20 protein-coding genes are annotated in these 21,767 nt (G+C 72.6%); 15 read left to right on the forward strand and 5 right to left on the reverse strand.

The window, feature by feature from the left end:
* Nucleotide 1: 1 nt before the first annotated feature.
* Both ACGF1Z_RS32095 and ACGF1Z_RS32100 read right to left on the reverse strand, forming a co-directional pair.
* Nucleotides 2-1,390 (reverse strand): FAD-binding oxidoreductase, encoded by a 1,389-nt coding sequence (locus ACGF1Z_RS32095; RefSeq protein ID WP_393009557.1) that lies wholly within the window; start codon nucleotides 1,388-1,390, stop codon nucleotides 2-4.
* Nucleotides 1,391-1,602: 212 nt separating this feature from the next.
* Nucleotides 1,603-3,405 (reverse strand): glycoside hydrolase family 15 protein, encoded by a 1,803-nt coding sequence (locus ACGF1Z_RS32100; RefSeq protein ID WP_393009558.1) that lies wholly within the window; start codon nucleotides 3,403-3,405, stop codon nucleotides 1,603-1,605.
* Nucleotides 3,406-3,896: 491 nt separating this feature from the next.
* Between ACGF1Z_RS32100 and ACGF1Z_RS32105 the strand changes: the two genes are divergently transcribed.
* The 14 genes from ACGF1Z_RS32105 (at nucleotide 3,897) to ACGF1Z_RS32170 (ending at nucleotide 19,659) form a co-directional block, all read left to right on the forward strand.
* Nucleotides 3,897-5,555: a CTP synthase gene (locus ACGF1Z_RS32105; protein WP_393009559.1), complete on the forward strand. Its 1,659-nt coding sequence runs from the start codon at nucleotides 3,897-3,899 to the stop codon at nucleotides 5,553-5,555.
* Between the two features lie 90 nt (nucleotides 5,556-5,645).
* A complete protein-coding gene (locus tag ACGF1Z_RS32110; protein ID WP_393009560.1) occupies nucleotides 5,646-6,272 on the forward strand; it encodes an NUDIX domain-containing protein in 627 nt (208 codons plus the stop codon).
* Between the two features lie 215 nt (nucleotides 6,273-6,487).
* Nucleotides 6,488-8,479 carry a tetratricopeptide repeat protein gene (locus tag ACGF1Z_RS32115; protein ID WP_393009561.1) on the forward strand — a complete coding sequence of 664 codons (1,992 nt, stop codon included), beginning with the start codon at nucleotides 6,488-6,490 and terminating at the stop codon, nucleotides 8,477-8,479.
* 203 nt (nucleotides 8,480-8,682) lie between these two features.
* Nucleotides 8,683-9,798, forward strand: a complete 1,116-nt coding sequence (ald, locus tag ACGF1Z_RS32120) for an alanine dehydrogenase (RefSeq protein WP_393009562.1) — start codon at nucleotides 8,683-8,685, stop codon at nucleotides 9,796-9,798.
* 432 nt (nucleotides 9,799-10,230) lie between these two features.
* Nucleotides 10,231-11,274 carry a ParA family protein gene (locus tag ACGF1Z_RS32125; RefSeq protein WP_393009563.1) on the forward strand — a complete coding sequence of 348 codons (1,044 nt, stop codon included), beginning with the start codon at nucleotides 10,231-10,233 and terminating at the stop codon, nucleotides 11,272-11,274.
* Nucleotides 11,259-11,762, forward strand: coding sequence for a hypothetical protein (locus tag ACGF1Z_RS32130; protein WP_393009564.1), 504 nt, complete (start codon nucleotides 11,259-11,261; stop codon nucleotides 11,760-11,762). Before ACGF1Z_RS32125 ends, ACGF1Z_RS32130 begins: the two co-directional genes overlap by 16 nt.
* A gap of 45 nt (nucleotides 11,763-11,807) precedes the next feature.
* Complete coding sequence (locus ACGF1Z_RS32135) at nucleotides 11,808-13,268, forward strand: segregation/condensation protein A (RefSeq protein WP_393009565.1); 1,461 nt, start codon at nucleotides 11,808-11,810, stop codon at nucleotides 13,266-13,268.
* A gap of 32 nt (nucleotides 13,269-13,300) precedes the next feature.
* On the forward strand, nucleotides 13,301-13,864 hold the full coding sequence (gene scpB, locus ACGF1Z_RS32140; RefSeq protein WP_393009769.1) for an SMC-Scp complex subunit ScpB: 564 nt from the start codon (nucleotides 13,301-13,303) through the stop codon (nucleotides 13,862-13,864).
* On the forward strand, nucleotides 13,864-15,054 hold the full coding sequence (locus ACGF1Z_RS32145; protein ID WP_393009566.1) for a pseudouridine synthase: 1,191 nt from the start codon (nucleotides 13,864-13,866) through the stop codon (nucleotides 15,052-15,054). The genes scpB and ACGF1Z_RS32145 overlap by 1 nt, the downstream gene beginning before the upstream one ends.
* A 327-nt stretch (nucleotides 15,055-15,381) precedes the next feature.
* On the forward strand, nucleotides 15,382-16,032 hold the full coding sequence (pnuC, locus tag ACGF1Z_RS32150; RefSeq protein WP_393009567.1) for a nicotinamide riboside transporter PnuC: 651 nt from the start codon (nucleotides 15,382-15,384) through the stop codon (nucleotides 16,030-16,032).
* The gene (locus ACGF1Z_RS32155) at nucleotides 16,029-17,108 is read left to right on the forward strand and encodes an AAA family ATPase (RefSeq protein ID WP_393009568.1); all 1,080 of its coding nucleotides are present in this window, start codon (nucleotides 16,029-16,031) and stop codon (nucleotides 17,106-17,108) included. Before pnuC ends, ACGF1Z_RS32155 begins: the two co-directional genes overlap by 4 nt.
* A complete protein-coding gene (locus ACGF1Z_RS32160) occupies nucleotides 17,105-17,845 on the forward strand; it encodes an NUDIX domain-containing protein (RefSeq protein WP_393009569.1) in 741 nt (246 codons plus the stop codon). The genes ACGF1Z_RS32155 and ACGF1Z_RS32160 overlap by 4 nt, the downstream gene beginning before the upstream one ends.
* Nucleotides 17,842-18,867: an ADP-ribosylglycohydrolase family protein gene (locus ACGF1Z_RS32165; RefSeq protein WP_393009570.1), complete on the forward strand. Its 1,026-nt coding sequence runs from the start codon at nucleotides 17,842-17,844 to the stop codon at nucleotides 18,865-18,867. Before ACGF1Z_RS32160 ends, ACGF1Z_RS32165 begins: the two co-directional genes overlap by 4 nt.
* Nucleotides 18,868-18,879: 12 nt before the next feature.
* Nucleotides 18,880-19,659 (forward strand): DNA polymerase beta superfamily protein, encoded by a 780-nt coding sequence (locus tag ACGF1Z_RS32170; RefSeq protein WP_393009771.1) that lies wholly within the window; start codon nucleotides 18,880-18,882, stop codon nucleotides 19,657-19,659.
* Here ACGF1Z_RS32170 and ACGF1Z_RS32175 read toward each other — a convergent pair.
* From ACGF1Z_RS32175 to ACGF1Z_RS32185, 3 genes are read right to left on the reverse strand one after another with little or no spacing between them, the layout of a single operon-like run.
* Nucleotides 19,582-20,328 (reverse strand): DNA polymerase beta superfamily protein, encoded by a 747-nt coding sequence (locus tag ACGF1Z_RS32175; protein WP_393009571.1) that lies wholly within the window; start codon nucleotides 20,326-20,328, stop codon nucleotides 19,582-19,584. The two genes, ACGF1Z_RS32170 and ACGF1Z_RS32175, sit on opposite strands and share 78 nt — an antisense overlap.
* Nucleotides 20,329-20,338: 10 nt before the next feature.
* Complete coding sequence (locus tag ACGF1Z_RS32180; protein ID WP_393009572.1) at nucleotides 20,339-20,803, reverse strand: Rieske (2Fe-2S) protein; 465 nt, start codon at nucleotides 20,801-20,803, stop codon at nucleotides 20,339-20,341.
* A gap of 45 nt (nucleotides 20,804-20,848) precedes the next feature.
* Complete coding sequence (locus ACGF1Z_RS32185; RefSeq protein ID WP_393009573.1) at nucleotides 20,849-21,184, reverse strand: DUF952 domain-containing protein; 336 nt, start codon at nucleotides 21,182-21,184, stop codon at nucleotides 20,849-20,851.
* Between the two features lie 99 nt (nucleotides 21,185-21,283).
* On the opposite strand from ACGF1Z_RS32185, the gene ACGF1Z_RS32190 reads away from it, so the two are divergent.
* Nucleotides 21,284-21,712, forward strand: a complete 429-nt coding sequence (locus ACGF1Z_RS32190; protein WP_393009574.1) for a YidB family protein — start codon at nucleotides 21,284-21,286, stop codon at nucleotides 21,710-21,712.
* Nucleotides 21,713-21,767 lie beyond the last annotated feature (55 nt).

Below are 21,767 nucleotides of genomic sequence, written 5' to 3' on the forward strand. Positions count from 1 at the left end.
CTCAGGTGCCCGGGGCGATGTTGTGGTTGTAGCGGAAGACGTTGTCGGGGTCGAAGGCGGCCTTCACGGCGGCGAGCCGCCGGTAGTTCTCCTCGCCGAAGGAGGACACGATCCGCTGGTCGCCCTCGGCGCCGACGAAGTTCAGGTACGTCGCGTCGAGCGCCCACGGCTCCACGTCCGTCCGCACGTCCCGGACCCACTGCCGGGCCCGGTCGTCGAGCGCCGGGTCCTCCCAGGTCGCGAAGGGATGCACCGCCCACGGGGCGGTCCGCCACGGCTGCGGGTAGGGGGAGGGCCCGGCCGCGACCGCCCCGCCCATCATGAACAGCACCTGCTGGATGGCCGTGGGCATCGGTATCTGCGCGCCCCGCTCGCAGAACCGGTCCACGGCCTCGTCCGGGAAGGAGGTCAGGTACTCGGCCGACCAGTAGTTCCGCAGCCCCGGCGGGTCGTCGAGCATGGACTGCAGCTCCACGTACGGGATGTCCGTGACGATCTCGATCACGGGCTTCAGCGCGAACAGCGGCGCCGCCGTCTCCCGCAGTTCCTCCACCGGTCCGGTGTACGTCAAGAGCGTTCCGCAGACCAGTCTGCCGACCAGCTCCTCGGGGACGAACGGCTCCGGCGGTGCCGGCAGGTAGATGGCTCCGCCGCCCACCTCGTCCGGGGCGCCCGCGGCGAGGTCCCGGAAGGCGCGCACGACCTCCGGCGCGCCGTCCGGCAGGAAGAACAGCATCGCCACGCTCATCCGGGGCAGTTCGTGCAGCCTCAGCGTGAGCGAGGTCGCCACACCGAAGTTGCCGCCGCCGCCGTGCAGGGCCCAGAACAGCTCCGGGTTCTCCTCGGCGTCGGTGTGGACGTGCTTTCCCTCGGCCGTGATCAGATCGGCGGCCAGCAGATTGTCGCTGGCGAGGCCGAACTTGCGCTCCAGCCACCCGGAGCCGCCGCCCAGGGTGAAGCCGCCGACCCCGGTGGTGGACACCCGCCCGCCCGTGGTCGCCACGTGGAACGGCTGGCAGGCGTGGTCCAGGTGACCCATCGTCGCCCCGCCCTCGACCCGGACGGTCATGTTCTCCGGGTCGACCACGACGCCGTGCATCCGGCGCAGGTCCACGACCAGGGCGCCGTCGATCACGCAGGTCCCGGCGACGCTGTGGCCGCCGCCGCGCACCGCGATCGGCAGCCCCGCCTCGCGCCCGAAGAGGATCGCGTTGGAGACGTCCGCCTGGCTCGCGCACTGGGCGATCACCTCGGGCCGACGGTCGATCATGCCGTTGTGGATCGTCCGGGCCTCGTCGTACCCCGGATCACCGGGCAGGTACACCTCACCGGCCAGATCCTCGCGGAGCCCGGTCAGCGCTCTGTCCGTCAGGGTGGTCGGGGGAGCCATGGCGCGCCCCCCTTTCTTCTTCTTCGGCCCGGTTCACCTCCGGACGCGTACTGCGTGCGCCGACGGGCGACCGTGCCCGGTCCCTCGTCCCTCGGGACCTGCGCGCGCTCTCCCTCTCGGCGCCCGCGGCGCCCTTCGGCTCACTCGCCGCCGGGGGACAGGACCCTTTCATCGTAGGTCCGGGCCCCGCCCCCCGCGTGTTGTCGGCCCGGTCAGCCGCCGTACGCGCCGGAGGCGGTCAGCCGCAGCGCCGTGTCGATCAGCGGCACGTGGCTGAAGGCCTGCGGGAAGTTGCCCACCTGCCGCTGCAGCCGGGGGTCCCACTCCTCGGCGAGCAGCCCGAGGTCGTTGCGGAGCGACAGGAGCTTCTCGAAGAGCTTGCGGGCCTCGTCGACCCGGCCGATCATCGCCAGGTCGTCCGCGAGCCAGAACGAGCAGGCCAGGAACGCGCCCTCGTCACCCTCCAGGCCGTCCACGCCGGCCTCCTCGCCGGCGGTCGGGTAGCGCAGCACGAAGCCGTCCTCCGTGGACAGCTCCCGCTGGATCGCCTCGATCGTGCCGATCACCCGCTTGTCGTCCGGCGGCAGGAAGCCCATCTGCGGGATCAGCAGCAGCGAGGCGTCCAGCTCCTGCGAGCCGTACGACTGGGTGAAGGTGTTGCGCTCCTTGTCGTAGCCCTTCTCGCAGACGTCCCGGTGGATGTCGTCGCGCAGCTCGCGCCAGCGCTCCAGGGGGCCGTCGGCGTCGCCGGACTCGATCAGCTTGATGGTGCGGTCCACCGCCACCCAGGCCATCACCTTGGAGTGGGTGAAGTGGCGCCGCGGGCCGCGCACCTCCCAGATGCCCTCGTCCGGCTGGTCCCAGTTCGTCTCCAGGTAGTTGATCAGCTTGATCTGGAGCAGCGAGGCGTAGTCGTTGCGGGAGAGGCCGGTCATGTGGGCCAGGTGCAGGGCCTCGGTGACCTCGCCGTACACGTCCAGCTGGAGCTGGCCGGCGGCGCCGTTGCCGACCCGGACGGGGCCGGAGTTCTCGTATCCGGGCAGCCAGTCGAGCTCGGCCTCGCCGAGCTCGCGCTCGCCGGCGATGCCGTACATGATCTGCAGGTTCTCCGGGTCGCCGGCGACCGCGCGCAGCAGCCAGTCCCGCCAGGCGCGGGCCTCCTCCCGGTAGCCGGTGCGCAGCATCGAGGAGAGGGTGATCGCCGCGTCCCGCAGCCAGGTGTAGCGGTAGTCCCAGTTCCGCACGCCGCCGATTTCCTCCGGCAGGGAGGTGGTCGGCGCGGCGACGATCCCGCCGGTCGGCGCGTACGTCAGCGCCTTGAGGGTGATCAGCGAGCGGACCACCGCCTCCCGGTAGGGGCCGTGGTACGTGCAGTGCTCGACCCACTCGCGCCAGAACTCGGCCGTCGCCTCCAGCGAGCCCGCCGGGTCCGGAAGCGGCGGCGGCTCCTTGTGCGAGGGCTGCCAGGAGATCGTGAAGGTGATCGTGTCGCCGGGGGTGACGGTGAACTCGGAGTACGTCGTGAGGTCCTTGCCGTGGGTCTCGGCGTCGGTGTCCAGCCACACGGAGTCGGGGCCGGCGACGGCCACCGTGCGCTCGCCGACCTTGTGCACCCAGGGCACCACCCGGCCGTAGCTGAAGCGCATGCGCAGGCTGGAGCGCATCGGCACCCGGCCGCTGACGCCCTCCACGACCCGGATCAGCTGGGGCGCGCCGTCCCGCGGGGGCATGAAGTCGGTCACCCGGACCGTGCCGCGCGGGGTGTCCCACTCGGACTCCAGGATCAGCGAGTCGCCGCGATAGCGCCTCCGGTCGGCGGGGGGCGCGGGAGCCCCCTCGGGCCCCGCGGGGCCCACCCGCCAGAAACCGTGCTCCTCGGTGCCGAGGAGACCGGCGAAGACGGCGTGCGAATCGAAGCGGGGCAGGCAGAGCCAGTCGACACTGCCGTCCCGGCAGACCAGGGCGGCGGTCTGCATGTCTCCGATGAGTGCGTAATCCTCGATGCGCCCGGCCACGTGCTTCACTCCAGATCGAACGGCCACGTCCGCCCCGTGGGGCGACTTCTACAGGTCAGCGGTCAAGGGATCGTTGACGAGCCTCTTGGTACCGGATGACGGGCGGGGGTGGTGCCGTGCCGGTCCGGCTCGGCAGCGCGTGTCCGAGCAGGATACGACGGACCCTGGGGACCGGTGGAGCCGATCTTGTAACGCTGCTGGTCCGATCGGGTGAACAGGGCTTGACCTCGGCCCTGGCCCCGGCCGTACCCCGCCCATGGTGCCGGAGGCGCCCGTTCCGGGCACGGCGTGTCGCGGACCGTGTGCACCCGACTGCCCCGTGTGGCCGGAAGCGGTCTCCCGATGTCGCTGATACCCTGGTACCCCGTGGACCGGTGGGAAACGGCGACAGCCGAGGACCCCGCAACCGCAGCGACGGCACCCCCCGATTCTTGCGGAGGGGAAGCCGGAACGCACCTCCAGAACGCGACCACGGGAGCCCCCTCTTGGCGATGCCGCCCAACACCACGACGACCAAGCACATCTTCGTCACCGGGGGTGTCGCCTCCTCCCTCGGCAAGGGCCTGACCGCCTCCAGCCTGGGTGCGCTCCTCAAGGCCCGCGGCCTGCGGGTCACGATGCAGAAGCTCGACCCGTACCTGAACGTCGACCCCGGCACGATGAACCCCTTCCAGCACGGCGAGGTGTTCGTCACCAACGACGGCGCCGAGACCGACCTGGACATCGGCCACTACGAGCGCTTCCTCGACGTCGACCTCGACGGCTCGGCCAACGTCACCACCGGCCAGGTCTACTCGCAGGTCATCGCCAAGGAGCGGCGCGGTGAGTACCTCGGTGACACCGTGCAGGTCATCCCGCACATCACCAACGAGATCAAGTCCCGCATCCGCCGCATGGCCACGGACGACGTCGACGTCGTCATCACCGAGGTCGGCGGCACGGTCGGCGACATCGAGTCGCTGCCGTTCCTGGAGACCGTCCGTCAGGTCCGCCACGAGGTGGGCCGCGACAACGTCTTCGTCGTGCACATCTCGCTGCTGCCCTACATCGGTCCCTCGGGCGAGCTGAAGACCAAGCCGACCCAGCACTCGGTCGCGGCCCTGCGCAACATCGGCATCCAGCCGGACGCGATCGTGCTGCGCGCCGACCGCGAGGTCCCGACCGCCATCAAGCGCAAGATCTCGCTGATGTGCGACGTCGACGAGGCCGCGGTCGTCGCCGCCATCGACGCCAAGTCGATCTACGACATCCCGAAGGTGCTCCACACCGAGGGCCTGGACGCCTACGTCGTCCGCAAGCTCGACCTGCCCTTCCGCGACGTGGACTGGACCGTCTGGGAGGACCTCCTGGACCGGGTCCACAACCCGGAGCACGAGGTCACCGTCGCGCTCGTCGGCAAGTACATCGACCTGCCCGACGCCTACCTTTCGGTCACCGAGGCCATGCGGGCCGGCGGCTTCGCCAACAAGGCCCGGGTCAAGGTCAAGTGGGTCACCTCCGACGACTGCAAGACCCAGGCCGGCGCCGAGAAGCAGCTCGGCGACTGCGACGCGATCCTCATCCCCGGCGGCTTCGGCGACCGCGGGGTGTCCGGCAAGGTCGGCGCGATCCAGTACGCCCGCGAGAACAAGGTGCCGCTGCTCGGCATCTGCCTCGGCCTGCAGTGCATCGTGATCGAGGCGGCCCGGAACCTGGCCGACATCCCCGAGGCCAACTCCACCGAGTTCGACCCGGCCACCGCGCACCCCGTCGTCTCGACGATGGAGGAGCAGCTCGCCTACGTCGAGGGCGCCGGCGACCTGGGCGGAACGATGCGCCTCGGCCTCTACCCGGCGAAGCTCGCCGAGGGCTCGGTCGTCCGCGAGACCTACGCCGACGAGCCGTACGTCGAGGAGCGCCACCGTCACCGCTACGAGGTGAACAACGCGTACCGCGCGGAGCTGGAGAAGAAGGCCGGTCTGGTCTTCTCCGGCACCTCCCCGGACAACAAGCTCGTCGAGTTCGTCGAGTACCCGCGTGAGGTCCACCCCTACCTCGTCGCCACCCAGGCGCACCCGGAGCTCAAGTCCCGCCCGACCCGCCCCCACCCGCTCTTCGCCGGTCTGGTGAAGGCGGCCGTCGAGCGCAAGACCGGCCGGACGGCCGAGTGATCGCCGCGCGTTAACGTTGCCGGGGTACGGGTTCCCTTCGGGGGGCGCGTACCCCGGCTTTCGTTTGCGGTCATCGTGGGAGGACAGCTCATGCAGGTGCAGGACACCCCGGAGGAGTGGCGGGTCGTCGCCACCACCACCCCCTTCACGGGCAAGAAGACGAGTGTCCGCACGGACGAGGTGGAGATGCCCGACGGCTCCGTCGTCGGCCGTGACTACCAGGTCCACCCCGGCTCGGTCGCCGTCGTCGCCCTCGACGACCAGGACCGGGTCGTGCTGCTCAAGCAGTATCGGCACCCGGTGCGGCAGAAGCTGTGGGAGATCCCGGCCGGCCTGCTCGACGTGCCCGGCGAGAACCCGCTGCACGCCGCCCAGCGCGAGCTGTACGAGGAGGCGCACGTCAAGGCGGAGGACTGGCGGGTGCTCGCCGACGTCTACACCACCCCCGGCGGCTGCGACGAGGCCGTCCGGATCTTCCTGGCGCGCAACCTGTCCGAGGCGGACGGCGAGCGGTTCGAGGTCTCCGAGGAGGAGGCCGACATGGAGATGGCCCGGGTGCCGCTGGCCGACCTCGTCCGGGGCGTACTCGCCGGCGAACTGCACAACAACTGCCTGGTCGTCGGGGTGCTCTCGCTGACGGCCGCCCGTACGGGCGACGGCCTGGACGCGCTGCGCCCGGCCGACGCGCCCTGGCCGGCCCGCCCCTTCGAGGCGTGACCCCGCCCCGCGGCGGTCGCGACGACGGAGGGCGCCCGCGGCGGGGAGGGGCGCGCCGACCGGGGGAGTGCGCCGGTCAGACAATCCAGTGATCCGATCGGGGGATCTGTCCGCCGCGCTCCGCCCGGTCGGCGGGTCCCGCTGAACTACGCTCGTGATCGCCCCGCGGAGCCCCCCGCGGGATCGTCGTGCGCAGGTGGACGGGAGCGTGGCCCGTGACGGATCAGGCGGTGGCAGCGGTCGGCGCCTCGCAGTTCTTCGGCCGCCAGCGAGAGCTGAAGGCGCTCCGCGCGGACATCGAACGCACCGGGCTCGACACCCTGACCGGCCGCAAGGCGCCACGCGCCCGCGTGCTGCTCGTCGCCGGCCAGCCCGGCTCCGGGCGGACCGCGCTCGCCGAGGAACTGGCCGCCTCGCTCGCCGACCGGTACCCCGGCGGGGTGTTCCGGGTCCGGCTCACCGAGCCCGGCGGCGAGCCCGTCCCCACCGCCCGGGCCGCCCAGGAGCTGCTCGCCGCGCTCGGCGTCGCCGAGCCGCCCGGCGCCGCCGAGGAGGAACTGACCGGCCTGGTCCGGGAGGCCTTCGCGGACCGCAGGGCGCTGCTCCTCCTCGACGACGCCGTCGGCGCCGAGCAGGTCGAGCCGCTGCTGCCGGACAACCCCGACGCCCTGGTCGTCGGCGTGGCCCGGGGGCCGCTGACCGGAATCCCGGACGTCCGGCCCTGCACCGTCGGCGGCCTCGACCCCAAGTCGGCCATCGAACTGCTCACCTCCTTCACCGGCTCCGTCCGCGTCACGGTCGACCCCCAGGCCGCCGAGAGCCTGGCCGAGGAGTGCGGCGGCCTGCCCGGCGCACTCGTGCTGGCCGGCGGCTGGCTCGCCGCCCGCCCCAAGGCATCGGTCGCCGACCTCACCAAGCGGCTGCGCGGCCTCACCGGCGACCCGGTCACCCGTGCCTTCGCCCTCGTCCACACGTCGCTGCCGCAGCCGGCCGCCCGGATACTGCGCCACCTGTGCCTGGCGCCGCTCGGCCGGGCCGACGCGCACACCGCGTCCGCGCTGGCCGGCTGCTCGGTCTCGGCCGCCGCGACGACCCTCGCCGACTTCGCCGCGCTCGGCCTCGTCCGCGAGGTCCCCGGCGGGGACGGACAGTACGAGGTGCCGGCGCACCTCATGCCGCTGCTGAAGGCCGAGCTGGAGGAGCAGGACCGTACGCCCGAGGTGCAGCTCGCCCGGGCCCGGATGCTGGAGCGGACCGTACGGCTCCTCCAGTCCAGCCGCGCGGTCACCGAACCCGAGGGCTCCCCGGCCCGCCGCAAGCTCGCCGGGCTGCCCCGTGCCCTGCGCTTCCCGAACACGGCCACCGCCGCCGCCTGGCTGGACAGCCGCCGGCCCGTGCTGCTCGCCGCGGCCCGGCTCGCCGTCGCCGACGGCGAGCTCGACACCCTGGCCCGGCGGCTGATCGCGGCCCTGGTGCGGGCGCTCGCCGCGCACCGGGGCGCCGAGACGGCCGCCCCCGACCTCTACGGGCTGCACCGGCTCGTCCTGGACGTCGCCGAGCGGCGGGGGCTGCACCGGGAGCGGGCCGCGGCTCTGCTGAACCTGGCCGACCTGGACGCCCGGACCGGTCGCTCCCAGGAGGCACTGCTGCGATATCGGTCGGCTCTGGACGCCGGAAGGGCAGCAAATGATCCGTATGCGATCGGTCGGGCGATGGAATCCGTAGGTGGGGCGTATCAGGAGCTGGGGGACTGGCAGCGGGCCGGCGACTGGTACGGGCGGGCGCTCGCGCAGCGCCTCGCCCGTGACGAGCGGGCCGACCAGGCACGGCTCTACGGCCGGATCGGCGCGGTGCACACCTACGCGGGGCGCTACGGGGAGGCCCTGCGGAACTGGCGCGCCGCCGCCGCGGGCTACCGGCGGATGGCCGATCTCCCCGGCTACGCGCGGGCGTTGAGCGAGGCGGCCAGGGTCCAGGAGTACGCCGGCCGCCCCGAGGAGGCCTTCCGGACCTGCGAGGAGGCGATCGACTGGGCGCGTCGCGCGGGCGACGTACGGCTCCAGGCGGCACTGCAGCTCCGGCTGGCCGACACCCTCGACCGGCTCGGCGACCCGGCGGCCGCCCGGCTGCACCGGTCCGCCGCGGAGAGACTGCTGGAAACCGGCTCCTCAGCCTACGAAATCCGCAGTGCTCCTGCTGAAGATTAATACTTTGAAAGGCTAGACAGGGGGAACTCCTTCATTAGACTGGGTGCGCCGCGTTGAATCGCGGTCTGCCCCGGTGTGCCGCAGTGCATCCGGGTACGAGTGGCTATGTCGGCCTCCCCGTCGGCCCGGCCGCATGCGCAGCACCCCCGCAGTACCCGCAGTTCCTCCCCGTTTATCCCCTGATTCAAGGACCGTGATCGACGATGAAGGTCGGCATCCCCCGCGAGGTCAAGAACAACGAGTTCCGCGTGGCCATCACCCCTGCCGGTGTCCACGAGCTCGTCCGCAACGGCCACCAGGTCTTCATCGAGCAGAACGCCGGTGTCGGTTCCTCGATCACCGACGAGGAGTACGTCTCCGCCGGTGCCGAGATCCTCGGCACCGCCGACGAGGTCTGGGCCACCGCCGACCTGCTGCTCAAGGTCAAGGAGCCCATCGCGGAGGAGTACCACCGCCTCCGCAAGGACCAGACCCTCTTCACCTACCTGCACCTCGCCGCTTCCAAGGAGTGCACCGACGCCCTCCTGGCCTCCGGCACCACCGCCATCGCGTACGAGACGGTCGAGACGGCGAACCGCGCCCTCCCGCTGCTCGCCCCGATGTCCGAGGTTGCGGGCCGTCTGGCCCCGCAGGTCGGCGCCTACCACCTGATGCGTTCGGCCGGCGGCCGTGGCGTGCTCCCCGGCGGCGTCCCCGGCACCCACGCCGGCGAGTGCGTGGTCATCGGCGGCGGCGTCTCCGGCTGGAACGCCGTGCAGATCGCCATCGGCCTGGGCTTCCACGTGACCCTGCTCGACCGCGACATCAACAAGCTCCGCGAGGCCGACAAGATCTTCGGTACGAAGGTCAAGACGATCGTCTCCAACGCCTTCGAGCTGGAGAAGGCCGTCATCGAGGCCGACCTCGTCGTCGGTGCCGTCCTCATCCCGGGCGCCAAGGCCCCGAAGCTGGTCACCAACGAGCTCGTCGCCAAGATGAAGCCCGGAAGTGTCCTTGTCGACATCGCGATCGACCAGGGCGGCTGCTTCGAGGACTCCCACCCGACCACCCACGCCGAGCCGACCTTCCAGGTCCACAACTCGGTCTTCTACTGCGTCGCCAACATGCCGGGCGCGGTCCCGAACACCTCCACCTACGCCCTCACCAACGCCACGCTGCCCTACATCGTGTCGCTGGCGAACAACGGCTGGGTCGAGGCGCTGCGCCGCGACGCCGCGCTGGCCAAGGGTCTCAACACCCATGACGGCAAGGTGGTTTACAAGGAGGTCGCCGAGGCGCACGGCTACGAGCACCTCGAGCTGAGCACCCTCCTGGGCTGACCCCCGCAGACGGCGGTGTCAACCCCCGTCGTCAACCTCACGCACCGGGCCGGACCTTGTCGAGCAAGGTCCGGCCCGATGTGTGTCCGGCCACCTTCCGACGCCTGCTCAACTCGCCTCGAACGTAACTCTTTAACCGTTTCGCGCAGCCCCGAAACGTGCGGTTCCCTGCCTGCGCACCCTTGACAGAGAGGTGTTCGGTTGCCGACACATCGGGCCGGGTCCGGCGGATTGTGTTGCTGCGGAGCGGTGACACGCCATAGAGTCGCCAACCGTCGGCATGGTGCCACGCTGACCTATCGATAAATGTTCCTGGTCACATCCAAGGAGGTAAGACGACTTGTGAATGAGTCGACATTTACTCCCGGGGGTGCGGAGCCAGGAGCCCCGATCGGCTCCGTCGCGGTGCGGACCTTCGCGACGCACCAGACCATGACGCCAGCCCATACGATGAAGATGACGGACGGCCTACACGTGAACGCCACGGCCGGCAACGAGATGGGCCGAGAGTCCACCCACTTCGCCGCCTTTGACGAGGTGCCCGAGGGGCACTTCTACGACCCCGACGCCGAGTACGAGCCCGACCCGGAGTACGCGGCCACCCTCGCACCCGACGCTGCCCGTCAGCGCCGCGAGCGGATCGGCCCCACCGGACGGCCCCTGCCGTACTTCCCGATCCCGGGCCCGCTGACCGACCACGGTCCCGCGAAGATCATCGCGATGTGCAACCAGAAGGGTGGCGTCGGCAAGACCACGTCGACCATCAACCTGGGCGCCGCGCTCGCGGAGTACGGACGACGGGTCCTGCTCGTCGACTTCGACCCGCAGGGCGCCCTCTCGGTCGGCCTCGGCGTGAACCCGATGGAGCTCGACCTCACCGTCTACAACCTGCTCATGGAGCGGGGCATGTCGGCGGACGAGGTGCTGCTCAAGACCGCGGTCCCCAACATGGACCTGCTCCCCAGCAACATCGACCTGTCGGCGGCCGAGGTCCAGCTGGTCTCCGAGGTCGCGCGCGAGTCGACGCTGCAGCGCGCCCTGAAGCCGCTGATGAACGACTACGACTACATCGTGATCGACTGTCAGCCCTCGCTCGGCCTGCTGACCGTGAACGCCCTGACGGCCGCTCACAAGGTCATCGTGCCGCTGGAATGCGAGTTCTTCGCGCTCCGTGGTGTCGCGCTGCTCACGGAGACGATCGAGAAGGTCCAGGAGCGGCTCAACCCCGACCTGGAGCTCGACGGCATCCTCGCCACGATGTACGACTCGCGCACGGTGCACTCGCGCGAGGTGCTCGCGCGCGTCGTCGAGGCCTTCGACGAGCACGTCTACCACACGGTCATCGGGCGTACGGTCCGCTTCCCGGAGACCACGGTCGCCGGCGAGCCCATCACCACCTACGCGTCCAACTCCGTGGGCGCCGCCGCCTACCGTCAGCTCGCCAGGGAGGTGCTCGCCCGGTGTCACGCCGAGTGAGCCTTCCCGGCGCCGACGAGCTGTTCCGTACGACCGGGGGGATGGCGCTCCAGGCGTCCTCGCCGCGCCGGACCGTTCCGGCACCGGCCGGCGAGAGCGACTCGGCGGCAGCGGCGGGGACGGGGGCGGACGGCCCGGGTTCCACGGAGCACGCCGCGGCGGACGCGGAGGCGGCGGAGCCGCGGGTCCGCGCGACGGAGCCGGAGGCACCCGCGAAGGCCCCCGCCCCGGCCGGCCAGGCACGGCGGCGGAACCGCACCACCAACCGGCGCCCGAGCGGGCGTGAACGGCACGACGAGAAGATCACGGTCTACGTCTCCGCCGAGGAGCTGATGGACCTGGAGCACGCGCGCCTGGTGCTGCGCGGCGAGCACGGCCTCGCGGTCGACCGCGGCCGGATCGTCCGCGAGGCGGTCGCCGTGGTCCTGGCGGACCTGGAGTCCCGCGGCGACGCGAGCATCCTCGTGCGCCGCCTGCGCGGCCGCTGAGGGTAGCCTGCGGCTCTGCCGCGCCCCCGCTCCACCAGGACCCCCATGCCTCCACCCCCCGACGAAACGTCCCGCCCACGCCGCCGCCTCCTGGGGCGCGGCCCGGGGGCGTCGCCGTCCGCGTCGCCGGCACCACCCGCGCCCGCCGCCGAGGCGGAGGCGCGGCCGGAGCCGGAGGCGTGGGACACGCCGGCCACCCGGCCGGCCCCGAGCCCCGCGGAGGGCCTTGCGGAGGCCTCTGAGGGCCTTGCGGAGGCCCCCGGGAGGGCCCTGCGAGAGCACCCGGCGGCCGAGCCCGCTGTGGACGCTCCGGCGTCAGGAGCCCTTGCGGAGCACGCCCCTGCGGGCGAGGCGTCTGAGGCGGCTGGCCTGTCGGCCGAGGCTCCTGTGGGCGAGACCCGTGCGGGCGAGGCGTCTGAGGCGGCTGGCCTGCCGGCCGAGGCTCCTGTGGGCGTAGCCGCTCCGGAGGAGGCTGCTCCGACGGCAACCGGCCCGGGGGACGCTCCTCCGGCCGCGGCAGGCGGTGCGCCCGTCGCCCGGTCCCCGGGCGACGCGGGCGAGCCGGGCGACGCCGGCGAACCGGGCGACGGGCGGTTCACCGTGCGGCTCGCGAACTTCGAGGGGCCGTTCGACCTCCTGCTCCAGCTGATCGCCAAGCACAAGCTGGACGTCACCGAGGTGGCGCTCTCGAAGGTCACCGACGAGTTCATGGCGCACATCCGCGCGATGGGGCCCGACTGGGACCTGGACCAGACGACCGAGTTCCTGGTGGTCGCCGCGACCCTGCTCGACCTCAAGGCCGCCCGGCTGCTGCCGGCCGCCGAGGTGGAGGACGAGGCGGACCTGGCGCTCCTGGAGGCGCGCGACCTGCTCTTCGCACGGCTGCTGCAGTACCGCGCGTACAAGCGGATCGCCGACATCCTCAACGAGCGCTGGGAGGCCGAGGGCCGGCGCTACCCGCGCACCGTCGGTCTCGAACCGCACCACGCCGAGCTGCTGCCCGAGGTCGTCATCTCCATCGGTGCCGAGGGCTTCGCCCGGCTCGCGGTGAAGGCCATGCAGCCCCGGGCCAAGCCGCAGGTGTACGTCGACCACATCCACGCCCCGCTCGTGAGCGTCCGCGAACAGGCCGGGATCGTGGTGGCCCTGCTGCGCGCCCGGGGCACGCTCAGCTTCCGTGACCTCGTGGAGGGCACGGACGACACCCTCACCGTCGTCGCCCGCTTCCTGGCCCTCCTGGAGCTCTACCGCGAGAAGGCGGTCACGCTCGACCAGGAGACGGCCCTCGGCGACCTCACCGTGTCCTGGACGGGCGGGGAGGCGGACCTCTCCGGGGCCGTGACCGACGAGTTCGACCAGGAGGACCCGAAGGACCCGGAGGACCCGCGAGACCCACCGCGCCGGCCGGCCCGGCGAGACCGGCAGGACCCGCAGACAGACCCACAGGACCAGGCGGACCGGAGCGACGACCGGGACGGCCGGAAAGACCAGGAGGCCGCCCCGTGAGCGATCTCAAGCCCGCGCTCGAAGCCGTCCTCATGGTCGTCGACGAGCCCGCCACCGAGGCCCACCTCGCCAAGGTGCTCGACCGCACCCCGCGCGAGGTCGGCGACGCCCTGCGCGAGCTCGCCGACGAGTACACGGCGCAGGGACGCGGTTTCGAGCTGCGCCTGGTCGCCGGGGGCTGGCGGTTCTACACCCGCGCCGCCTACGCCCCGGCCGTCGAGGCCTTCGTCCTGGACGGGCAGCAGGCCCGTCTCACCCAGGCGGCCCTGGAGACGCTCGCGGTGGTCGCGTACCGCCAGCCGGTGAGCCGTTCGCGGGTCTCCGCGGTGCGCGGGGTGAACTGCGACGGCGTCATGCGCACCCTCCTGCAGCGGGGTCTGGTGGAGGAGGCGGGCGCGGAACCCGAAACAGGTGCGATCCTGTACAGGACGACGAACTACTTCCTGGAGCGGATGGGCCTGCGCGGCCTGGACGAACTCCCCGAGCTCGCCCCCTTCCTCCCCGAGGCCGAGGCGGTCGAGCCGGACAGCCTCGAAGGAGTGCCGTCGTTCGATCCGGACGCAGAAGACCACGCAGACGAGACAACGGAAGTTTGATGCGAAGCAGCAGCGGCAGGAACAGCGGAAACAACGGCGGGAGCCGTGGTGCCAAGAGCGGCGGCCGCGGCAACTACAGGGGCGCGGGCAACAGCCGCGACGACCGGGCCGGCCAGGGCGGCCGACCCGGCCAGGGCGGTCAGGGCGGCCGAGGCGGTCAGGGCGGCCAGGGTGCCCGGAGCGGTCAGGGCGGCCAGGGCGCCGACCGTCCGCGTCGTCCCCGCCCGGAGGAGCGCAGCTACGACGTCGACGGCCTGGCCGGCCGTCCGTCCGACGGCCCGAAGCGCGGTCGCGGCGACGCGGCCCGCGGCGGCGCCAAGGGCGGCCCCAAGCAGTCCCCGAAGCGCGGTGGCGGCCGCACGGCTCCGTCGCGCTCGCGCGAGTACGACGCCCGCGCCGAGGAGCGCAACCGCGAGCGCTACGCGAACAAGCCGGAGATCAAGACCCCGAAGACCTTCCCGGGCGCCGAGCAGGAGGGCGAGCGCCTGCAGAAGGTGCTGGCCCGGGCCGGCTACGGCTCGCGCCGTGCCTGCGAGGAGCTGATCGAGCAGGCCCGTGTCGAGGTCAACGGCGAGATCGTGGTCGAGCAGGGCCTCCGCGTGGAGCCGAAGGACGAGATCAAGGTCGACGGTCTGACCGTGGCGACCCAGTCGTACCAGTTCTTCGCGCTGAACAAGCCCGCCGGTGTCGTCTCCACCATGGAGGACCCGGACGGGCGTCAGTGCCTCGGCGACTACGTCACCAACCGCGAGACCCGGCTCTTCCACGTGGGCCGGCTCGACACGGAGACCGAGGGCATCATCCTGCTCACCAACCACGGCGAGCTGGCCCACCGTCTCACGCACCCCAAGTACGGGGTGAAGAAGACCTACCTGGCCGCCGTCACCGGCCCGCTGCCCCGTGAGGTCGGCAAGCGGCTCAAGGACGGCATCCAGCTGGAGGACGGCTACGCGCGCGCCGACCACTTCCGGGTCGTCGAGCAGACCGGCAAGAACTACCTCGTCGAGGTCGTGCTCCACGAGGGCCGCAAGCACATCGTGCGCCGCATGCTCGCCGAGGCGGGCTTCCCGGTGGAGAAGCTGGTCCGCACCGCCTTCGGTCCGATCACCCTGGGCGACCAGAAGTCGGGCTGGCTGCGCCGCCTGAGCAACACCGAGGTCGGCATGCTGATGAAGGAAGTCGGCCTGTAACCCCAGCCGCAGCCCAGGCCCGGGCCGACCCGGCCGGGGCCCGGCCCAGGCCGGGTTGGCCCGGCCCAGGCCCGGGCCCCGGTGGCCGCGTTCCGGTCGTGCCGACCGGCCGGCCGCACACCGGCGGCCCGCACCGGCAGCCGTTTCCGCAGCCCCTACCGGCAGCACCTCCTGGCAGCCCTTCCCGGCAGCCCTTCCCGGCAGCCCTTTCCGGCCCTGAAGGCCCGTGACCGCCATGACCGGCGGCCACGGGCCTTTTTCGTACTTGTGGTCGAGTCCCGCCGCCATTTATAGTCAGGCTGACTCTTAAGGATTCAAGGAGGCGGGATGAGTCTCGCGAACGTCCTGGAACCACTGCAGCGGCCGCTCTTCACCCTGCTCGACACCCCGGTGAGCTGGACCGAGGTCCTGGGCTTCGGCAGCGGCGCGCTCTGCGTCTGGCTCGTCGCCCGCCAGCACGTCGCGAACTGGCCCATCGGCATCGCCAACAACCTCTTCTTCGTCCTGCTCTTCACCCAGAGCGGGCTCTACGCCGATGCCGGCCTCCAGTTCGTCTTCATCGCCCTCGCCGCCTACGGCTGGTGGACCTGGACCCACGGGGGTGGACCAGGCTCCCGCACCCTCCCGGTACGGCGCACGAGCCGCACCGAGTGGACCTGGCTGCTGGCGGCGGGGGCGGTGGGGACCCTCGCCCTCACCCTGCTCCTCGACCGGGCCACGGACTCGACCGTCCCCTTCTGGGACGCCCTGACCACCGCCCTCTCCCTGATGGCCACCTACGGCCAGTGCCGCAAGCGCCTGGAGTCCTGGTGGCTCTGGATCGCCGCCGACGTGATCTACGTGCCCCTGTACGCGTACAAGGAGCTCTACCTGACCTCGCTGCTCTACGTCGGCTTCATGACGCTCTGCGCCATCGGGCTGCGCGACTGGCGCCGTGACCTGGCCGGGTCCCTCCGCGTCCGGGAGGCGAGCGCATGAGCCGCTACGGGCACGGCCTGGTCCTCGGCAAGTTCTATCCGCCGCACGCCGGCCACCACCACCTCGTGCGCACCGCGCGCGAGCGCTGCGAGCGCCTCACGGTGCTGGTCTGCGCCTCGTCCGTGGAGTCCGTCCCGCTCGAGGACCGCGTGGCCTGGATGCGCGAGATCCACCCCGACACGCTCGTCGTCGGAGCCGTCGACGACATCCCGGTCGACCTGCACGACCCCGATGTGTGGGACGCCCACATGAAGATCTTCCGGGCCGCCGTGCCCGAGCCCGTCGACGCCGTCTTCACCTCGGAGCCGTACGGCGAGGAGCTCGGCCGCCGCTTCGGCGCCGCGTCCGTCTGCGTCGACCCCGAGCGGCTCCGGCACCCCGTCTCCGGAACGGCCGTCCGCGCCGACCCCGTCGCCTGCTGGGAGTACCTGGAGGCCCCCGTGCGGGCCGCGCTCACCCGGCGGGTCGTCGTCCTCGGCGCGGAGTCCACGGGGACGACCACCATGACGCTCGCCCTCGCCGAGCACTACCGGAGCCGCGGCGGGGTCTGGACCCGCACCCGCTCCGTCCCCGAGTACGGGCGGGAGTACAGCGAACTCAAGCTCGCCGAGCTCCGCGCCGAGCGGCCCGGCGCCTCCTGGTCCGACGTGCGCTTCCACTCCGCCGACTTCCCCGTCATCGCCCTGCGCCAGTCGGAGCTGGAGGAGGAGGCCGCCCGCGACGGCTCGCCGGTCCTCTTCTGCGACACCGACGCCTTCGCCACCACCATCTGGCACGAGCGCTACATGGGCACCACCAGCCCCGGCACCGGCGAGATCGCCGCGCGCGGCCGGCAGGACCTGTGGCTGCTCACCGACCACCGGGGCGTCCCCTTCGAGGACGACGGACTGCGCGACGGCGAGCACCTGCGGCCCTGGATGACCGCGCGCTTCCTCACCCAGCTCGCCCACACCGGCCGCCGGACCGTCGTCCTCACCGGCCCCCACGAGGAGCGCCTCGCGACGGCCGTCGCCGCCGTGGACGCCCTGCTCGCCGAGGGCCGGCCGTTCACCGACCCCCTCCCGGAAAACAGATGACCACCGCACAGCCGGGCCGCGCGGGGTACGACAAGTACGCCTTCGAGCCCTTCGCCCTCACGGCCGACCTCGCCGTCCTCACCGTCCGCGAGGGAAGCCTGCACGTGCTGCTCGTCGAACGCGGGCAGGAGCCCTACGCGGGAGCCTGGGCCCTGCCCGGCGGCTTCGTCCTGCCCGACGAGTCCGCCGAACAGGCCGCGCGCCGTGAACTCGCCGAGGAGACCGGCCTGTCCGGCACCACCGAGGCCCGGCTCCATCTGGAACAGCTGCGCACCTACAGCGACCCGGACCGCGATCCCCGGATGCGGGTCGTGTCCGTCGCCTTCACCGCGCTCGTCCCCGACCTGCCCGAGCCGCGCGGCGGCGGCGACGCCGCCCAGGCCCGCTGGCTGCCGTACGAGGACGTCCGCGGCCTGGCCTTCGACCACGACCGCATCCTCGCCGACGCCCGCGAACGCGTCGGCGCCAAGCTCGAGTACACCTGTCTCGCCACCGCCTTCTGTCCGTCCGAGTTCACCCTCGGCGAGCTGCGGCAGGTCTACGAGACGGTCTGGGGCGTCGCACTCGACCGCCCCAACTTCCGGCGCAAGGTCCTCGCCACCCCCGGCTTCGTCCGGCCGGTCGAGGCACCGCCGCGCCGCACCGGCGGCCGCGGGAAGCCGGCCGCCCTCTACCGGGCGGGCGGGGCGACCGCCCTGCACCCGCCGCTGCTGCGACCGGAAGGACGGACGGAATGACCGCACGGGGGACGAAGAAGGCCGCGACGGGCGCCCTGACGGGCCTGGCGCTGGGCGACGCGCTGGGCTTTCCCACCGAGTTCCACGACGTGCCGCAGATCCTGGGCAGGTTCGGGCCGTGGCGCGCCATGGAGCTGCCGGTCACCCAGGGCACGGCGTACGTCACCGACGACACCCAGATGACCCTCGCCTTCGCCCGGGGCATCCGCACCGCCACGGAACGGGGCGTCCTCGCGCCGCAGCGTCTGGCGCGCCCGCTGCGCGAGGAGTACATCGACTGGTACCGGTCCCCGGAGAACAACCGCGCCCCCGGCCGCACCTGCCTGGTCGCCTGTCAGCTGCTGACGACCGACCGCCTCTGGCAGGACGCCAGCCAGATCCATTCCAAGGGCTGCGGCGCCAACATGCGCGTCGCCCCCATCGGTCTCGTGCCCGGCCTCACCGACGAGCAGCGGTCCGGAGCCGCCCAGCTCCAGGCCGCCCTGACGCACGGTCACCCCACCGCCCTCGCGGCCTCCGACCTGACGGCCCGCGCCGTGCACCTGCTCGCCGAGGGGGCGGACCCCACCGGCCTGGTCGGCCGGCTCCGGTCGTACGCCCTCGACCACCGCTCCCGCTACGAGGAGCGCTGGCTCGGCGACCTGTGGACCCGCTCCCAGGACCCCGACGCCGTGCACTTCATCCGGCGCGGCTGGGACGAGTGCCTGGCGATCCTGGAGCGCCTGGACGCCGTCCAGCGCACCGCTGACCCGGAGCGCGACCCCTGCGAGTACACGGGCGACGGATGGATCGCCGAGGAGGCCCTGGCCACCGCCCTGCTCAGCTTCCTGCTCTTCCCCGACGAGCCCCTGACGGCCCTCCGGCGCGCCGCCTGCACCCGCGGAGACTCCGACTCCATCGCCGCCCTCGCCGGCGCGTTCGCCGGCGCTCATCTGGGCGCGGACGCCTGGCCGGCGGAGTGGACCGCCCCCGTCGAGCACCGCGACGAGCTGCTCGCCTTCGGCGCGCTCTGGGACGCGTGACCCGTGCCGCACCTGTCCGAGGCCACCGATCCGGCCGGCCTGCCCCCGGTCGACCTCTCGGCCGTCGTCGCCGAGGAGCCCGACCCGCTCCTCTTCGCGACCGTCTCCGGCGCCCACCTCTACGGCTTCCCGTCCCGTGACTCGGACGTCGACCTCCGGGGCGTGCACCTGCTGCCCGTGGAGGCGCTCGTCGGGCTGCGCGAGCCCGAGGAGACCCGGACCCGGATGTGGGACCGGGACGGGGTCGAGATGGACCTGGTGACGCACGACCTGCGGAAGTTCGTCCGGCTCATGCTCCGGCGCAACGGCTACGTCCTGGAACAGCTGACCTCGCCGCTGGTCGCCCACACCACCCCCGCGCACGCCGAACTGCGCGCGCTCGTCCCGGGCGTGCTCACCTCGCACCACGCCCACCACTACCGCGGGTTCGCCGGCACCCAGTGGCGCCTGTACGAGCGGAACGGCGAGCTCAAGCCGCTGCTCTACACCTACCGGGCCCTCCTGACCGGGATCCATCTCATGCGGTCCGGCGAGCTCCAGGCCCATCTGCCCACGCTGGCGGCCGAGGTGCCCGAGGCGCCGGCCCGGCTGCCCGGGCTCGTCGCGGCCAAGGAGGCCGCCGAGCACGGGGCCGCGCAGGTGCCGCCGGAGGCCGTACGCGAGGAGGTGGAGCGCCTGCACGGCGTCCTGGACGCGGCGCAGGCCGGGTCCGGACTACCGGACGAGCCCGGTGTCCTCGACGCGCTGCACGATCTCGTCGTCCGGGTCCGACTCCAGCAGCCGCAGGACTGAGGCGCGCCGGGCACGGACGAGGAAGTCCTCGACGCGGGCGTGGTCCGGGGCGTCGGGGAGGGGGGTGGTGGTGCGGGCCTGGTCGGCCTCGTCCTGGAGGCGGTTCATCCAGGACTCGACGTCCGGCCAGGACACCTCGCCGCGCTTGACCGCGAGCAGCCGGTCCCGCTCGTCGCCGACGTCGATGCGCAGCTCGCCGCTGCGCAGCAGGTCGCGGCAGCTGGTCAGCAGGCGCAGCAGGTGCATGGCGTGCTTCCAGCGCGGCGCCCCGTACAGGCGGACGTCCGCGTCCAGCTTGCGGCGCTGGCCGGCCGCGTAGCGAACGAACGTGCTGTGGGCCTGGCGGGAGAGGAACGCCCCGCGCAGGGACAGCAGTTCGCGGCCGAGGGCGTCGGCGTGCTCGACCACGGGGGAGTGCAGGCACTCCAGGACGTTCGGGTTGTTGCGCAGGGCGAGCTCGCAGAAGCGCTCCAGCTCCCAGCTGAACTGTTCCTCCGCCGGGCCCTCCACATGGGCCGGCGGCTTGTCGAAGCGCCAGAACAGCGGCGTGGGGGCGAGATAGACGCCCCTGCGGTCGGTGTCGCTGCCCTCGGTCGCCAGACCGAAAGCGCGCGACCCCATGACACAGGAGTAGATCGTGTGGTCGCGCACCAGGTGCTCAGGAGTCATGCGCGACAGGCTAGGCCAGGATGATCGTTCCCGACGAGACGTCGATCTGCTCGGCCGGCAGCGGGCGGGGCGCCGGACCCGCCACCACCGAACCGTCCGTGATCCGGTACCGGGACCCGTGGCAGGGACAGTCGATCGTGCCGTCCGCCACCTTGTTCACCAGACACCCCTGGTGGGTGCAGACCGCCGAGAAGGCCTTGAAGTCGCCCTCCGTGGGCTGGGTGACCACCACCTTGGCGTCCTTGAAGACCGTGCCTCCGCCGACCGGGATCTCGGAGGTCCGCGCCAGCGCCGTGCCGCCGGAGGAGGCTCGGGGGGAGGCGGGCGAGGCGCCGGGGGAGGAGGGCGCGGACGACGCGGCGGGCGGGGTCTCCGCCGTCGAGCCCGATCCGTCGTCACCGCAGCCGGTGACGAGGACCGTGCCGGCGACGAGCGTCGCACGGCGTGACAGGCGGGGCAGGGCGTCAGCAGTCATGCCGCCCAGCTTGGCCAGCCTCCCGCGCCCCGCGCCGCAACACGCCTACGCCCAGGGGACGAGCTCCCTCGCACGGCCGTCCCCGTCCCGCCGCACCTCCAGGACCGCGGTGACCGCGGCCCGCTCGACCGGCCCGTACACGTGCGGGAACAGCAGATCCTCCGAGCCCTCCCAGCGGACCTCGCCGGACAGCCGGGTCTCGTCGATCACCAGGACCAGCAGTGGGCCCGGCACGTCCCGGTAGTGCCCGTCCGCGATGGCGAGGGCCGCCGGCTCGTCCGGGGAACAGTGGACGAAGCCCTCGGCGGCGAGGGAGGGCGGGGCGTAGGGGAGCCCGGGGTCGGCGGACCATTCGTCCAGCGGTACGACGTGCATCAGCATGCCGACAGTTGTACCCCGTGCGCGGCGGCCACTCCGAGTGGCGCAAGGGGCCGGCCCGGGTGACATTGACCGTGTCCGTACCGGAGGGAAGGGAACACCATGGCGGGAAACGATCTCGGCGCTCTCCTGGGTGGCCTCCTCGGCGGCGGGCAGCAGGGGAGCGGCGCCGGTGGCGCCGGCCACGTCCTCGGATCCCTGCTCGGCGCGCTGACGGCCGGCGGGAGCGGCGGCAACGGCACGAACCCGCTCGGCGGCCTCCTCGACCTGCTCACCGGGTCCGGCCTCGCCGACCAGACGCGGTCCTGGGTCGGCAGCGGCGCCAACCAGCCGGTGAGCGGCGCCCAGATCGCCGAGGCCCTCCCCGCCGACACACTGCGGACGGTCGCCGCCGAGTCCGGCATGAGCCCGGACCAGGCGGCCCACGAGATCGCCCGGTCCCTGCCGCAGGTCGTGGACCGGCTGAGCCCGGCGGGTTCGCTGCCCCGGAACGAGTCGCTGGAGGACCTCGTCCGGCAGCAGAACCTCTGACCCGGGCCGCCGGCGCGTCTCGGAGGGCGGGCGCCGCGACGGGGCCTCCGCACGG

Origin of the sequence: Streptomyces sp. NPDC048018 (genome assembly GCF_043202995.1) — a bacterium.
In the GTDB taxonomy this organism is placed as follows: domain Bacteria; phylum Actinomycetota; class Actinomycetes; order Streptomycetales; family Streptomycetaceae; genus Streptomyces.

What these genes read in the sequence shown, in the direction of transcription:
- ald (WP_393009562.1), top strand. Translation starts at nt 8,683, where the DNA reads ATGAAGGTCGGCATCCCCCGCGAGGTCAAGAACAACGAGTTCCGCGTG.
- ACGF1Z_RS32190 (WP_393009574.1), top strand. Translation starts at nt 21,284, where the DNA reads ATGGCGGGAAACGATCTCGGCGCTCTCCTGGGTGGCCTCCTCGGCGGC.
- ACGF1Z_RS32180 (WP_393009572.1), bottom strand. Translation starts at nt 20,803, where the DNA reads ATGACTGCTGACGCCCTGCCCCGCCTGTCACGCCGTGCGACGCTCGTC.
- ACGF1Z_RS32125 (WP_393009563.1), top strand. Translation starts at nt 10,231, where the DNA reads ATGACGCCAGCCCATACGATGAAGATGACGGACGGCCTACACGTGAAC.
- scpB (WP_393009769.1), top strand. Translation starts at nt 13,301, where the DNA reads ATGGTCGTCGACGAGCCCGCCACCGAGGCCCACCTCGCCAAGGTGCTC.
- ACGF1Z_RS32165 (WP_393009570.1), top strand. Translation starts at nt 17,842, where the DNA reads ATGACCGCACGGGGGACGAAGAAGGCCGCGACGGGCGCCCTGACGGGC.
- ACGF1Z_RS32185 (WP_393009573.1), bottom strand. Translation starts at nt 21,184, where the DNA reads ATGCTGATGCACGTCGTACCGCTGGACGAATGGTCCGCCGACCCCGGG.
- ACGF1Z_RS32160 (WP_393009569.1), top strand. Translation starts at nt 17,105, where the DNA reads ATGACCACCGCACAGCCGGGCCGCGCGGGGTACGACAAGTACGCCTTC.
- ACGF1Z_RS32105 (WP_393009559.1), top strand. Translation starts at nt 3,897, where the DNA reads ATGCCGCCCAACACCACGACGACCAAGCACATCTTCGTCACCGGGGGT.
- pnuC (WP_393009567.1), top strand. Translation starts at nt 15,382, where the DNA reads ATGAGTCTCGCGAACGTCCTGGAACCACTGCAGCGGCCGCTCTTCACC.
- ACGF1Z_RS32175 (WP_393009571.1), bottom strand. Translation starts at nt 20,328, where the DNA reads ATGACTCCTGAGCACCTGGTGCGCGACCACACGATCTACTCCTGTGTC.
- ACGF1Z_RS32145 (WP_393009566.1), top strand. Translation starts at nt 13,864, where the DNA reads ATGCGAAGCAGCAGCGGCAGGAACAGCGGAAACAACGGCGGGAGCCGT.
- ACGF1Z_RS32110 (WP_393009560.1), top strand. Translation starts at nt 5,646, where the DNA reads ATGCAGGTGCAGGACACCCCGGAGGAGTGGCGGGTCGTCGCCACCACC.
- ACGF1Z_RS32135 (WP_393009565.1), top strand. Translation starts at nt 11,808, where the DNA reads ATGCCTCCACCCCCCGACGAAACGTCCCGCCCACGCCGCCGCCTCCTG.
- ACGF1Z_RS32155 (WP_393009568.1), top strand. Translation starts at nt 16,029, where the DNA reads ATGAGCCGCTACGGGCACGGCCTGGTCCTCGGCAAGTTCTATCCGCCG.
- ACGF1Z_RS32095 (WP_393009557.1), bottom strand. Translation starts at nt 1,390, where the DNA reads ATGGCTCCCCCGACCACCCTGACGGACAGAGCGCTGACCGGGCTCCGC.